The sequence below is a fragment of the Methylobacterium carpenticola genome (assembly GCF_042748905.1).
GTDB classification, from domain to species: domain Bacteria; phylum Pseudomonadota; class Alphaproteobacteria; order Rhizobiales; family Beijerinckiaceae; genus Methylobacterium; species Methylobacterium carpenticola.
This window is the reverse complement of record NZ_JBHZEO010000001.1, coordinates 5612501-5625781: the sequence shown is the minus strand read 5'-3', so window position 1 is coordinate 5625781 and position 13281 is coordinate 5612501. Positions and strand designations below refer to the sequence as shown.

Below are 13281 nucleotides of genomic sequence, written 5' to 3'. Positions count from 1 at the left end.
GAGGAGCCGGGGGATGCAAGAAATCCAACTTATTCGCCGCCGCGTCCATCGCCAGGGCGGGGGCGCGGGCGCATCATCCGGCTCGGAGACGGAGGCCGCGCGCCACGAGAAGCGCCGCGGTCCGGGAGACACGCTTCAAGGAGTCGCGCATGCGCACGCAGGTCGCCATCATCGGGGCCGGCCCCGCCGGCCTGTTCCTCGCCCACCTGCTCGCCCGGGCCGGCATCGACGCCGTGGTGCTGGAGCGGCGCACCCGCGACTACGTGGAGGGCCGGGTGCGCGCGGGCGTGCTGGAGCAGGGCACCGTCGCCCTGCTCGAACGCCTCGGCCTCCACGCGCGCCTGAAGGCGGAGGGCCTCGTCCATACGGGCACCAACCTCGCCTATGACGGCGAGATCTTCCGCATCGACATGGCGGCGCTCACCGGGGGCTCGGCGGTCACGGTCTACGGCCAGCAGGAGGTGATGCGCGACCTCTTCGACGCCGCCGGGGCGCGCGGCGTGCGGATCGTCTTCGAGGCCGAGGAGGTGGCGCTGGAGGGCGTCGCGACGCCCTCGCCCACCATCCGCTACCGGGCGGGCGGCGAGAGCCGCAGCCTCGCCTGCGACTTCATCGCCGGCTGCGACGGCTTCCGCGGGGTGAGCCGGGCGGCGATCCCGGCCGAGGTGCTCCGGGTCTTCGAGCGGGTCTATCCGTTCGGCTGGCTCGGCATCCTGGCGGAGGTCCCGCCGGTCAACCACGAGCTGATCTACGCCAACCACCGCAACGGCTTCGCGCTGGCCAGCATGCGCTCGGCCCGGCGCAGCCGCTACTACGTGCAGGTCGGGCTCGACGAACGCATCGAGGATTGGCCGGACGATCGCTTCTGGGACGAGCTGGCCCTGCGCCTCGGGCCGGCGGCCGCGGAGGGGCTGGTGCGCGGTCCCTCCTTCGAGAAGAGCATCGCCCCCCTGCGCAGCTTCGTGGCTGAGCCGATGCGCCACGGCCGCCTGTTCCTGGCGGGCGACGCCGCCCACATCGTGCCGCCCACCGGGGCCAAGGGCATGAACCTCGCGGTGTCGGACGTCGCCATGCTGGCCGAGGCCCTGGTGCAGCACTACGCGGACCGGGATTCGGCCGGCCTCGACGGCTATTCGGCCCGGGCGCTGGCGCGGGTGTGGAAAGCGGAACGGTTCAGCTGGTGGTTCACCGGCCTCACCCACCGCTTCCCCGACATGGACGCCTTCGCCCGCCGGATGCAGGTGGCCGAACTCGCCTATATCCGCGGCTCGGCGGCGGCGCAGACGGTGCTGGCGGAGAATTACGTGGGGCTGCCGCTGGAGTGATCGGATGTCCGGGCGATCAGTTTTGGGCGGCCCGAACCGACGCGCGTGGCGTGATGAGCCCCGCGTCCCTGGCACCCCTTCGCTCCTCATCGGTCGCGAGCGGTATGGCCATCGGAGTCGCCAAGAACAGCCACGCTGAACCCATCGTCCGGAAGCCGGATCACTCTCCCTCCCCGGTGCGGATCAGCTCCCCCGCGACATCGCCCAGCCGCGGGGCGGGCTCGCGCAGGAAGGGCAACGGGCGGCACACGGCCAGCGCGGCGAGGCCGAAGCGAGCCGTCATCAGGCCGTTGAGCACGCCCTCCCCGAGCTTCGCCGAGATCCGGGCGGCCACGCCCAGGCCCAGCACCTGCTGGATGAGGCTGTCGCCCACCGCGACGCCGCCCGTGACCGCGAGATGCGCGAAGGCCGCGCGGGCGAGCCGCAGGAAGCCGAACAGGCCCGGGCGCCCGCCATAGATCGTCGCCACCCGCCGCAGCAGCCGCACCGCCGCGAAGACCACGAAGGCCACGTCCACGATCGCCCGCGGGCTGAGCGCCGTCACCGCCGAGACCTGCTTGGCCGCGTCCGCCACCGCGGCCTTGGCCATGCGGTCGAGAGGGCCGAGCAGCTCGCGCTCGGCGATGCCGAGCCGGTCCTCCACGTCGAGGATCGCCTCCGCCACCGTGTCGAGGCGCCCGCGCGCGGCGGCGAAGCCCGGCCGGTCGGCGTAGAGGGCGGAGACGTCGCGCACCACGGCCTTGGCGGCGGTGTGATCGCGCGAGGCCAGCGCCTCCAGGGCCGCCTCGCGGATCGCCTCGATGCGCCGCTCGCGCAGCACACCCGCGAGTTCCCGCCAGACGAGGGCGAGGAGCGCCACGAGGGCGAGCCCGAGAAGCGCCAGGGCCAGGGCGCCGAGCCAGGGCGCGGCGGAGAAGAGGTCGGCGATCAGCCGCTCGACCGAAAGCCCGATGCCGAGGCTCGCGAGGCCGCCCAGCGCCGAGAGGAGCAGCGTCGCCCAGGGCGGACCCGATCGCGGCGCGACCGGCACCGGCACGCCGTCCGCCGCGTCCACGATCTCGAAGGGCTGCTCCACCACCCGCACGCCGTCGGCGAGCGGGGTCTCCGCGCCGGGGCCGGTGCCGGGGGGCGGAGGATCGGGGGGCAGGCGGAAGGCGCGGGGCTTCGGGGGCTGGCTCATGAGGCGGTCTCAGGCGAGGCGGTCGCCGATCAGGAATTGCAGGGCGCGGTCGAGGCGGATCTGCGGCAGCCGTCCGGGGCGGCCGAGGGCGTCCGGCGGCACGCGCGGCGGGCGGAAACGCGGGAAGCGCAGGGAGCCGGGCGGCACCGCCCCCTCCAGCACCGCCTCCGGCCGCTCGGGCAGTTCGCCGGGGAAGATCGCCGCCTCGGTCTCGCCGTCGAAGACCTCGTCGCCGATCGTCTCGCCGGCCTCCGGGGTGCCGGCCACCGCCTGGAAGGTGTGGGCGCCCTCATGCACCAGGGTCTCGCGGGTCGCCCGCACCGAGGCGAGGGCCACGGTGCCGACGCGGGCGCCCGCCGCCTCCGTGCGCCGCAGGGAGCGGGCGACGAGGAGGCGCAGCAGCGCGTCGAGCCGGTCGTGGCTGGCGTGGTGGAGATGGTCGGCCTTGGTGGCGGCGAACAGGATCCGGTCCGCCCGCGGGGCGAACAGGCGCGACAGCACCGTGTTGCGCCCGACCCGCAGGCTGAACAGGACGCGGTCGAGGGCGTCCTCCAGCTCCGCCAGCGCCGCCGTCCCCGCATCCACCGCCGCGAGCACGTCCACGAGCACGATCTGCCGGTCGATGCGCTGGAAATGGTCGCGGAAGAACGGCGCCACCACCCGGCTCTTGTAGGCCTCGAAGCGGCGCTCCATCAGGCCGCCGAGGCTGTCGGGGGCGGTCGGGCCGGTGAGGGCCAGCGGCGCGAAGGTGAGCGCCGGCGAGCCCGCGAGGTCGCCCGGCATCAGGAAGCGCCCCGGCGGCGTGGTGGCCACCGCCTCCGGCCCCGCCCGTACCGCCGCCAGATAGGCCTTGAAGGCGTCGCTCGCCCGCTCGGCCAGCACCTCGTCGAGGGGCTGGTTCGGATCGAGGCCGCGCAGGGTGTCGAGCCAGGGCGCCGCGACCGCCGCCCGCCCCGGGCGCTCGGCCGCCGCGATCGTCTCCCGCGACCAGCCCTCGTAGGTCTGCTCGATCAGCGCGAGGTCGAGCAGCCACTCGCCCGGATAGTCGACGATGTCGACCATCAGGCTCGCCGGGCCGCTGCGCCAGCCAGGCCTCCGCTCGTACTCGACGGCGAGGCGCAGCTGGCTGATCCGGTCGGTGGAGCGCGGCCAGCGGCGCTCCTGCGTGAGGGCGGCGATGTGCTCCTCGTAGGGAAAGCGCGGCACCGCGTCGTCGGGCTGCGGCACGAGGCGCGCCCGCCGCAGGCGGCCCTCCTGCGAGGCCTTCAGGGCCGGCAGCGGGTTGAGGCCGGTGAGCTGGTGGACGAGGGCCGCCGTGAACACGGTCTTGCCCGAGCGGGCGAGCCCGGTGACGCCGAGGCGCACGGTCGGCTGGACGAGGAGGTCGCTCGACGCCTCGGCGAGGGCGCGGGCGGCCGAGCCGGCCCGCTCGACGAAGCTGGGGAGGGGCAGCACCAGGGGATCGCTCTCGTTGGATGAACGGGGTGGAGGTGGCGCCCGCGGGCCGGCTCCGCAAGGGCGCTCAAGGTTGGGGCGCTCAAGGTTGGGGCGCTCACGGCCGGTGCGGCGTCGGCAGGGCCTCGGCCCGCGGACCGCCCGTCCCGGCCCGCCCGATCGCCGCAGCGACGAGGGCCGGGGTCGCCCGCAGGCGCCCCAGCTCCACCGCCGACATGGCGAGCAGCACCGGGGCAAGCCGGCCGGTGGCGCGCCCGTCCGCGTCGAACAGGCCGAGATCGTCGCCCGCCTTGAGCCCGACGCTGTCCGCGATGCGGGCCGCATAGGCCTGGATGCGCGCCTCGTCCGAGCTGCACAGCGGCGCGGGCGGGCGCCAGGAGAGCGGCAGGGCCGCGATCGAGGTGAGGGTCGGCAGCGCCGCGGCCTCGGCGACGAGCCGGTCGCCGTCGAGGATGCGCGCGGGCGTGACGGCGGCGGTGCGCGCCGGCGCCTCGCCGATACCGGTGGCGATCGAGGGCGTCGCCATCAGCGGGAGCGGCCGGGCGCGGGCGGGCAGCGGGCGGGCAGCCCCTGCGCCGGGCCGCCCGCGCACCCGCCCCGCCATCCGCGCCCGCGCCGACCAGGGCTGGACGCGCAGGGCGGCGTCGGCGACCGGCGCCGCCGCGACCCCGGCAGAGGCCGCGGATGGCTTGATTGCGGATGACGGGACGGGTGCGCGGGCGACCCGGCGCAGGGGCCGTCCGCGCGACGCGAGATAGCGCGCCCGCAGGGTGCGGCCGAGGCCCCGGGGGGCGAGCGCTGCGAGCGCGGGCGAGGCGGGAAGAGCCGCGGCCGGGGCCGGCCGGCGGGCGGCGACGGGCGCGCCGCATTCGGCCGGGGCCCAGCGCCGCACGATGGCGATGGCCGAGCGGCGCCCCAGCACCGTGTAGTAGCGGCGCAGCAGAGCCACCGCGGCATCCGCCCCCTGCCCCGCCGTGGCGAAGCCGGTATGGCCCTCCGCATCGGCGCCGATCTCGCCGTCCCAGCCCGCGCGCTTGATGCACCAGTAGTTGTTGAGCTTGACGCAGCGGGCGACGAAGGCCGGGTCGACCGGCGCCGTCGCGGCGACGAGCGCGAGGGAGACGGGTTGCAGGGAGGCCCGCGTCTCGGCGCGCCAGTTCGAGACGGCGCGGGATTCGGGTCGGTAGAGCGGCGGCTCGGCGAGCGGCGCGGCCGCGGCGGCGGCGGCGGCCTGCCGCCAGCGCGCGCCGGCGCTCGCGAGTCCCTCGCGCGTCAGCGCGGCCGTCGCGTCGGCGGCGGGGCCCAGGGCCGTGGCCAGGGCGAGGAGCGGGGCGAGCAGCATCGGCCGGCTCAGCCCGACCGGGCGGTGGCGGGGGCCGCCGGCGTCATGCGTTCACCGTGTCGTTCCTCCCCGCGCAGGGCCGGCCCGGCGCGTCCCCCGCCGCCGTGGTCACCGGTTCGGCGGCGGCGGCGGCGATGCGAAACCGACGAGCAGACTTGCTCAGGCCGCTCTGCCTGGGAAACGGCCGAGTTGCCTTCCGGTTCAGTCGTCCTCGCCCGCGCCGAGGCTCTTGGGCGTCACGAACCGCTCCAGCGTGCCGGTTCCGGGCCCCGCCTTCGACCACTCCGCCGCGTCGAGATCGATCACCGCGAGCCCCGCCGTCGGGAATTTCTTCGAGAGGGCCCGCAACCCGTCGCGATCCGCGTCGGAGAGGAGGAGCTGGCCGAGATCCTGCAGGCCGGGATTGTGCCCGACCAGCATCAGCGTCGCGACACCGTCGTCCACGCTGCGCACCACGTCGAGGAGCCGCGACGCCGAGGCCTCGTAGATCTGCGGCACCCGCTCCTCGGCGGCCTCGGGCAGGGACGGCCGGACCAGCGCCCAGGTCTCCTGCGTGCGGCGCGCGGGCGAGACCAGCACGCGGTCGGGCCGCAGCCCCTCCTCGGCGAGGTAGGCGGCCATGCGGGGCGCCGCCGCGCGACCGCGGGCAGCGAGCGGCCGGTCGCTGTCGGCCATGCCGGCCGGCCAGTCGGACTTGGCGTGGCGAAGGAGGATCAGGCGGCGCATCGGGTCCTCGGTCGGTCAGCGGCCGTCGCGGCGGCTCAGGAAGGCGAGTTTCTCGAACAGGCCAACGTCCTGCTCGTTCTTCAGGAGCGCGCCGTGCAGCGGCGGGATCAGCTTGCGGGGGTCGCGCTCGCGCAACTGCTCGGGCCCGATATCCTCGGCCATCAGCAGCTTCAGCCAGTCGAGGAGCTCCGAGGTCGAGGGCTTCTTCTTGAGGCCGGGGGTCTCGCGCACCTCGAAGAAGACGCGCAGGGCCTCCTCGATCAGCCGCTGCTTGATGCCCGGGTAATGCACCGCGACGATCGCCGTCAGCGTGTCGGCGTCCGGGAAGCGGATGTAGTGGAAGAAGCAGCGGCGCAGGAAGGCGTCCGGCAGCTCCTTCTCGTTGTTCGAGGTGATGATGACGACCGGCCGCCGCGCCGCCCGCACGGTCTCGCCCGTTTCGTAGACGTGGAACTCCATGCGGTCGAGTTCGAGCAGCAGGTCGTTGGGGAACTCGATGTCGGCCTTGTCGATCTCGTCGATGAGCAGGACCGGGCGCTCGGGGGCCGAGAAGGCCTCCCACAGCCTGCCGCGCCGGATGTAGTGGCGGATGTCCGAGACCCGCGGGTCGCCGAGCTGCGAATCGCGCAGGCGCGAGACCGCATCGTACTCGTAGAGCCCCTGCTGGGCCTTGGTGGTGGATTTGACGTGCCAGGTGAGGAGCGGCGCGCCGAGGGCGCGGGCGACCTCCTCGGCGAGCACGGTCTTGCCGGTGCCGGGCTCGCCCTTGACGAGGAGCGGGCGCTCCAGGGTGACGGCGGCATTGACCGCCACCGCGAGATCCTGCGAGGCGACGTAGGTGTCGGTTCCGGTGAAGCGCATCGGCCCTCCGTCCTGCTGCTTGACAGGACATAAGCGATGATGCGCGCGACGGCGAGTCGGACCGGCACCGCACCGGGTGCGCAGATTAACCTGACGCAATACCGCCGACTAACACAGGTAAAATGACGAAAAAGGGCCGTGCCTCTTCAGCACGGCCCAGTATAGGGAGGAGATCCGCAGAGGAGCCAAGACGCTGCACACTGCACGACGCCAACCCTGCTGTTGCATCGATGGTTCCACCAGCCACGGTTGTGATCGTCGCGGGTCGCGGCAGGCGGCCGGGCCGGGGCCCGTCTCTGGGTCAAGTGGGCCGGCGGGACCGCGGGCGGGATCGGCAGCGGCCCCGCTCGCCCGCGCCGCCCCTACCCCGGCATGGTATGTCCAGCGCACCTGCCGCGATCGACAAGTTTAGGGCGATTGAGTTGCGCACATCTTTCACGAGGTAATGCCACGCTGAAACCAACCTCACTCGGCCTCATTCCTTCTGTGTGAGATTTAACCTGCGATAGCCGGATGGGCGGTGGGGCGCCCTACGTGAGGATATCTGATGCGTCGTGCCGATACTGTCTTTCAGACTGCCCAGACCAGCTCGGAATCGGCCGTGGCACATGGTGTCGGACGGGGGCTGCAGGACGTCTTCGGGCCGCCCCCGCAGGATACGCTGCCGGACCGTCTGCGCGATCTCGTCGATCTCCTGCTCGCCCGCGACGCGGTCGGGCGGCGGGAGGGCACCGCGCACCGGAACGGGCCGCAGGAGCCGACGCAGCTCGTCCTGGTCGTCGAGGACGACCCGGCCGTGCGCGATCTCGCGGTGGCGCTCCTGAAGGAGACGGTGCTCGACGTCATCACTTGCGACACCGGCGAAGCGGCGGTGGCGCTGATGCGGGAGCGCGGCAACGACGTCGCCATGGTGTTCACGGATGTGCGGCTGCCGGGGGACATGGACGGGGTCGCGCTCGCCCGCGCCGTGAACACGCTCTGGCCGGGGGTGCGCCTCGTGGTCACCTCGGGCTACACGCGCAGCCGCGCCGCGGACCTGCCGGAGAGCGCCGTCTACATGCCCAAGCCCTGGCGCGCCCTCGACGTGCTGGCCCAGGTCGACCACGCCGTGCGCCATCCGGAGCCGCCGGTGGCGTGACGGGCCGCGCCTTGTGCGCTGCCGCACCTGGCGGATCGAACCTTTCGCGAGCGCGAACGTCGTCTTCACGCGGCCGCCGCGCCGGCCCGGGCTCGGGCCCCGGCGGCGGCCCCACCCGTCCGGGGGGCACGCCGCCCGAGCGGCCGAAGGGCCGCGAGAGCGGCTCAACGATGGAGATGAGCGATGATCCTCAAGCCTGTCCTCGCCGCGGGGGCCCTGCTGGTCGCGGCCGCCCCGGCCTTCGCGCAGGGTGGCTCCCCGTACAACGCCTCCGGCGCCCAGGCCGGCGGGCCGCGCGCGGGCCTCGAGCGCCGCTACGGCGCGTGGTACGACGAGCGGGTCAACCCCTACGCCGTCGATCGCTTCGAGCGGGCGCCGGTGGTCGTGGTGCCGCGCGGCCGGCCGGTTCCGGGCTACTTCGTGGAGGATTGACCTCCGGTGGCCGCCCGGCTGGCGGCCACCCCGGCTGCACGCCTCGCTCCCGGTCTTTGGTCCGATCCGGCATCCGCTTGATTGAAGCGGATGCCGGATCGGCAAGCCCGCGCGGCGGGCGAGCGAAGTCCCAATCCGCCATCCGGCAGCGATGGCGTTCGCAAGCGCCGAGGGATCAGGCGGATTTGGTATGATACGGTTTCCGGAAGATCACTTTCGGAAACCGTATCAGGAGCCCGCGCGGCGCCTGAGCGAGGCCGGTTTCCGCATCGCGAAGCGATCATCCGGAAACCGTATGACGCGTTTCCTTGCGCCGAACCGGGATCCAGTCCGGCGGGAAGCGCTCTATTCCGCGACCTTGTGGTTGCCCATGATCTCGAGGGCGCGCACCAGCGCCGAGTGATCCGAGCCCCCGGCCCCGTTCGCCACGCAGGCCGCGAAGAGCTGCTGGGCGAGCGCCGTGCCGGGCAGGCTGAGGCCGAGGCTGCGCGCGCCCTCCAGGGCGAGGTTGAGGTCCTTCTGGTGCAGCGCGATCCGGAAGCCCGGATCGAAGGTGCGCTTGATCATCCGCTCCCCGTGCAGTTCGAGGATGCGCGAGGTGGCGAGCCCGCCGGTGATCGCCTCGCGGACCTTGGCCGGATCCGCTCCCGCCCTGGAGGCGAAGAGCAGGCCCTCGGCCACCGCCTCGATGGTGAGCGCCACGATGATCTGGTTGGCCACCTTGGCCACCTGCCCGGCCCCGGTCTCGCCCACATGGGTCACGGTCTTGCCCATCAGGTCGAGGAGCGGGCGCACCCGGGCCACCGCCTCGGCGCTGCCGCCGACCATGATCGAGAGCGCGGCGTTCTTGGCGCCGACCTCGCCGCCGGAGACCGGCGCGTCCACGTAGGTGCCGCCCTTCCCGGCGATGCGGGCCGCGAAGTCGCGGGTGGCGATGGGCGAGATCGAACTCATGTCGACCACCACCGTGCCGGGGCGGAGCCCGTCGGCGACCCCGTCCTCCCCGAACAGCACCAGCTCCACGTCCGGCGTGTCCGGCACCATCAGAATGACGACGTCGGAGCGCTCCGCCACCTCGGCGGCACTCTTGCAGGCGCGCCCGCCCGCCGCCACGAGGTGATCGGGCACGCTGCGGCGGCTCTTGAGGTGGAGCGTGTGCCCGCCCGCGATGAGGTGCCCGGCCATGGGCGCGCCCATGATGCCGAGCCCGATGAATCCGACGTCCATGCGAATCCTCCCTGCGATGGTCAGAGGCCGGCGCGGAAGCGCGCGGCCAGCGCCTCGGAGCTGCGCGCGAGCAGTCCCAGATCCGAGCCGATGGCGGTGAAGCGCGTGCCGGCGGCGGCGTAGCGGGCGGCGAGTTCCTCGTTGGCGGTGAGGATGCCGGCCGCCTTGCCGGTCGCCCGGATGCGCCCGATGGTCTCCTCGATCACCGCGACGATGTCGGGGTGGTTCTGGCGGCCAAGATAGCCGAGGCTGGTCGAGAGATCACCCGGGCCGACGAACAGGCCGTCGACGCCGTCCACCGCCGCGATCTCCTCCAGGTTGTCGAGGGCGCGGCGGGACTCGACCTGCACCACGACCGCGATCTCGGCCTCGCAGCGGGTGTGGTAGTCCGGGATGCGGCCGAAGCGGGCGGCGCGCGGGGCCTGCGAGAAGCCGCGGATGCCGTTCGGCGCGTAGCGCGTCGCCGCCACCGCCCGGCGGGCCTGCTCGGCATCGTCGATGTTGGGGATCATCAGCGAGGTCGCCCCCGCATCGAGGATGCGCTTGATGGTGATGGGATCGTCGCTCGGCACCCGCACTACGGCGGAAGCGCTGCCCTCGGCCATGGCCTGGAGCTGGCCGTAGATGTCGCGCAGGTCGTTGGGCGAGTGCTCCATGTCGAGGAGCAGCCAGTCGAAGCCGGAACCGGCCACGATCTCGGTGGTGATCGCACTCGCGAGGCTGCACCACAGGCCGATCTGCTGACGGCCCTCGCGGAGCCCGGCCTTGAAGCGGTTGGTGAGGATGTCCATGGTCGCTCTCTCCGGATCGTTCAGTACGAGAATCCTTCAGCGCACCAGGCAGGGGCGCTTGGGGTCGAAGGTCCAGCCGGGAATCAGGAACTGCATCGCCGCGGCGTCGTCGCGGGCACCGAGACCGTGGCGCTCGTAGAGGGCGTGCGCCTCCTCCACCGCCGCCCAGTCGAGCTCGATGCCGAGCCCCGGCCGCTCGGGCACCCGCACGAGGCCGCCCCGGATCCGCAGGGGCTCCCGCGTGAGCCGCTGGCCGTCCTGCCAGATCCAGTGCGTGTCGATGGCCGTGACCCGGCCGGGCGCCGCCGCCGCCGCGTGGGTGAACATGGCGAGCGACACGTCGAAGTGGTTGTTCGAGTGCGAGCCCCAGGTGAGGCCGTGGTCGCGGCAGGTCTGAGCCACGCGCACCGCGCCCGCCAGCGTCCAGAAATGCGGATCGGCGAGCGGAATGTCGACGGCGTGAAGCTGCACCGCATGGGTCAGCTGCCGCCAGTCGGTGGCGATCATGTTGGTGGCGGTGGGCAGGCCGGTGGCCCGGCGGAACTCGGCCATGATCTCGCGGCCCGAGAAGCCGTTCTCGGCCCCGCACGGATCCTCCGCGTAGGCGAGCACGTGCCCCTGGCCCCGGCAGAGCCGGATCGCCTCCTCCAGCGACCACGCCCCGTTCGGGTCGAGGGTGACGCGGGCGGCGGGGAAGCGCTCGTGGATCGCGGTCACCGCCGCGATCTCCTCCTCGCCCCGCAGCACCCCTCCCTTGAGCTTGAAATCGTTGAAGCCGTAGGCTTCGTGCGCGGCCTCCGCGAGGCGCGCCACGGCCTCCGGCGTCAGCACCTCCTCGTCGCGCAGGCGCAGCCAGCCGTCGCCGGCCTCCGGCTCGCGATACGGCAGGGTCGTGCGGCGGCGATCACCGACATAGAACAGGTAGCCCAGCATCTCGACCGCGTCGCGCTGCTGGCCCTCGCCGAGGAGCGCGGCCACCGGCACGTCGAGGAACTGGCCGAGCAGGTCGAGAAAGGCGGCTTCCACCGCCGTGACCGCGTGGATGGTGACGCGCAGGTCGAAGGTCTGGAGCCCGCGCCCGCCGGCATCGCGGTCGGCGAAGCGGGCCCGCATGCTGGCGAGCACCCGGTTCCAGGCGCCGAGGGGCTGGCCGATGACGAGGTCGCCGGCCTCCTCCAGGGTCCGGCGGATGCGCTCGCCGCCCGGCACCTCGCCGAGCCCGGTGGCGCCCGTCGAATCGGTGAGGACCACGAGGTTGCGGGTGAAGAACGGCCCGTGCGCGCCCGACAGGTTGAGCAGCATGCTGTCGCGGCCGGCCACCGGCACCACCCGCATGGCGGTGACGACCGGCGTGGATGAGGGGCCGCGCGTGCGGCCGGCATGGGTCTCCATGGCGTGCTCCCGGACCACGGCATCTGGCGCGCCGTGCTTGATGCCCATCTAGGCCCACCCGGCGATGCTCGTCCAAGCCAAAGGCTGAATGGATCGATGCGGCGCGGGCATCGCTCAAGGCCCGGCCCCCGCCTCCACCAAGCGGACGAGCGGGGCGATCAGCGGATTGTCGTGGTCGCGTCGCCACGCGAGGACGAGCTCGACCGGCCGCGGCCGCGCCAGGGCGAGGGGCCGGTAGGCGACACCGTCGAGGCGCAGGCGCTCGGCGGCCTGCGGCACCAGGGCAAGGCCGAGCCCCGCCCGCACCAGGGCGAGCATGGAATGGATCTGGGCGAGCTGCTGCACGGTGTCGGGCTGGATCCGGGCCTCCGCGAACAGGCCGGCGACGAGGTCGTAGAAGTAGCGCGCCTCGTGCGGCGCATAGGCGATGAAGGGCAGGCCGTCGAAATCCCCCAGGGCCAGGGCCTCGCGCGCGGCGAGCGGATGGCCGGCGGGGAGCGCGGCAACCAGGGGCTCGGCGCGGGCGCGCACGGAATCGAGTTCGGGATGGGTGACCGGTGGGCGCACCAGGGCGGCGTCGATGCGGCCGGCGAGCAGCTCCTCGATCTGGTCCTTGGTCACCATCTCGCGCAGGGCGAGCGTCACGTCGGGCAGCGCGGCACGGCAGGCGGTGACGAGGTTCGGCAGGAAGTCGTAGGCCGAGGCCGCGGTGAAGCTGAGCTTGATCGTGCCGGCCCGGCCGGCCGCGACCTGCCGGGTGACGTGGGTGGCGGCCTCGGAGAGGCGCAGGATGCGCACCGCCTCGGGCAGGAAGCTGCGGCCGGCGGCGGTGAGGCGCACGGAGCGGCTGGAGCGTTCGAGGAGCTGCACGTCGAGGACGCGCTCCAGCACCTGGATCTGCCGCGACAGGGGCGGCTGCGTCATGCTGAGGCGAGCTGCCGCCCGGCCGAAATGCAGCTCCTCCGCGACGGCGACGAAGCAGCGGATCTGGCTGAACTCGAGCACGCGCGCCTCCGGCCGCTCCGGATGTCCCATCCGAAGGGGTCACGATAGCGCGTCGTGCCGCGGCCCGAAACGTGGACGCCGCGCCGGGCGGCCGAGCGCTGGCAGGGTCGCTTGGCGGAGGGCGCGGTCAATCGACGTAGGAGACGCCGAGCTTGCGGCCCTGCCGCCAGCGGATGCGGCACCCGCGGTCGATCCGCAGCGACTCGACGACGATGCGGAAGAGCGGCGGCACCTCGGCCTCCGGTTCGACCTCCAGCATCAGGCCGAGCGCGGTGCGGTTCCAGACCAGGCAATCGATCGGCTCGCCATCCGCGGGCCGGATCAATCCCAGTTTGAAGGCATCCATCCGGTAGGTCGTCCGGCGATCACTGGTCATGGGTCCGGTTCCGCTGCGCACGAACCGACCA

General features: G+C 73.4%; 13 protein-coding genes. 3 read left to right on the top strand and 10 right to left on the bottom strand.

Going from position 1 to position 13281, the window contains the following annotated elements; translation table 11 throughout:
- The first annotated feature begins 149 nt into the window (after window positions 1–149).
- Complete coding sequence (gene pobA, locus ACE101_RS26025; protein WP_379135945.1) at window positions 150–1325, top strand: 4-hydroxybenzoate 3-monooxygenase; 1176 nt, start codon at window positions 150–152, stop codon at window positions 1323–1325.
- A gap of 160 nt (window positions 1326–1485) precedes the next feature.
- Here pobA and ACE101_RS26020 read toward each other — a convergent pair whose 3' ends face one another.
- The 5 genes from ACE101_RS26020 to ACE101_RS26000 all read right to left on the bottom strand — a co-directional run bounded on the left by ACE101_RS26020 (window position 1486) and on the right by ACE101_RS26000 (window position 6889).
- The gene (locus ACE101_RS26020) at window positions 1486–2505 is read right to left on the bottom strand and encodes a YcjF family protein (RefSeq protein ID WP_379135943.1); all 1020 of its coding nucleotides are present in this window, start codon (window positions 2503–2505) and stop codon (window positions 1486–1488) included.
- A 9-nt stretch (window positions 2506–2514) separates the two neighbouring features.
- Window positions 2515–3960, bottom strand: coding sequence for a YcjX family GTP-binding protein (locus ACE101_RS26015; RefSeq protein WP_379135940.1), 1446 nt, complete (start codon window positions 3958–3960; stop codon window positions 2515–2517).
- A 97-nt stretch (window positions 3961–4057) separates the two neighbouring features.
- Complete coding sequence (locus ACE101_RS26010; RefSeq protein ID WP_379135938.1) at window positions 4058–5302, bottom strand: hypothetical protein; 1245 nt, start codon at window positions 5300–5302, stop codon at window positions 4058–4060.
- Window positions 5303–5503: 201 nt separating this feature from the next.
- Window positions 5504–6028: a SixA phosphatase family protein gene (locus ACE101_RS26005; protein ID WP_379135936.1), complete on the bottom strand. Its 525-nt coding sequence runs from the start codon at window positions 6026–6028 to the stop codon at window positions 5504–5506.
- Between the two features lie 15 nt (window positions 6029–6043).
- Window positions 6044–6889 carry an AAA family ATPase gene (locus tag ACE101_RS26000; protein ID WP_379135934.1) on the bottom strand — a complete coding sequence of 282 codons (846 nt, stop codon included), beginning with the start codon at window positions 6887–6889 and terminating at the stop codon, window positions 6044–6046.
- 601 nt (window positions 6890–7490) lie between these two features.
- Here ACE101_RS26000 and ACE101_RS25995 point away from each other — a divergent pair.
- Both ACE101_RS25995 and ACE101_RS25990 read left to right on the top strand, forming a co-directional pair.
- Window positions 7491–8027 carry a response regulator gene (locus ACE101_RS25995; protein ID WP_379135931.1) on the top strand — a complete coding sequence of 179 codons (537 nt, stop codon included), beginning with the start codon at window positions 7491–7493 and terminating at the stop codon, window positions 8025–8027.
- 183 nt (window positions 8028–8210) lie between these two features.
- Complete coding sequence (locus tag ACE101_RS25990) at window positions 8211–8459, top strand: hypothetical protein (RefSeq protein ID WP_379135929.1); 249 nt, start codon at window positions 8211–8213, stop codon at window positions 8457–8459.
- 345 nt (window positions 8460–8804) lie between these two features.
- Here ACE101_RS25990 and ACE101_RS25985 read toward each other — a convergent pair whose 3' ends face one another.
- The 5 genes from ACE101_RS25985 to ACE101_RS25965 all read right to left on the bottom strand — a co-directional run bounded on the left by ACE101_RS25985 (window position 8805) and on the right by ACE101_RS25965 (window position 13250).
- Window positions 8805–9686 (bottom strand): 2-hydroxy-3-oxopropionate reductase, encoded by an 882-nt coding sequence (locus ACE101_RS25985; protein ID WP_379135926.1) that lies wholly within the window; start codon window positions 9684–9686, stop codon window positions 8805–8807.
- Between the two features lie 20 nt (window positions 9687–9706).
- Window positions 9707–10477, bottom strand: coding sequence for an HpcH/HpaI aldolase family protein (locus ACE101_RS25980; RefSeq protein WP_379135924.1), 771 nt, complete (start codon window positions 10475–10477; stop codon window positions 9707–9709).
- A gap of 36 nt (window positions 10478–10513) precedes the next feature.
- Entirely contained in the window at window positions 10514–11869 is a 1356-nt protein-coding gene (gene gudD, locus ACE101_RS25975; protein ID WP_379138943.1) for a glucarate dehydratase, read from the bottom strand.
- Window positions 11870–11983: 114 nt separating this feature from the next.
- Entirely contained in the window at window positions 11984–12874 is an 891-nt protein-coding gene (locus ACE101_RS25970) for a LysR family transcriptional regulator (RefSeq protein ID WP_379135921.1), read from the bottom strand.
- Window positions 12875–13001: 127 nt separating this feature from the next.
- On the bottom strand, window positions 13002–13250 hold the full coding sequence (locus tag ACE101_RS25965; RefSeq protein WP_379135918.1) for a pilus assembly protein PilZ: 249 nt from the start codon (window positions 13248–13250) through the stop codon (window positions 13002–13004).
- Window positions 13251–13281 lie beyond the last annotated feature (31 nt).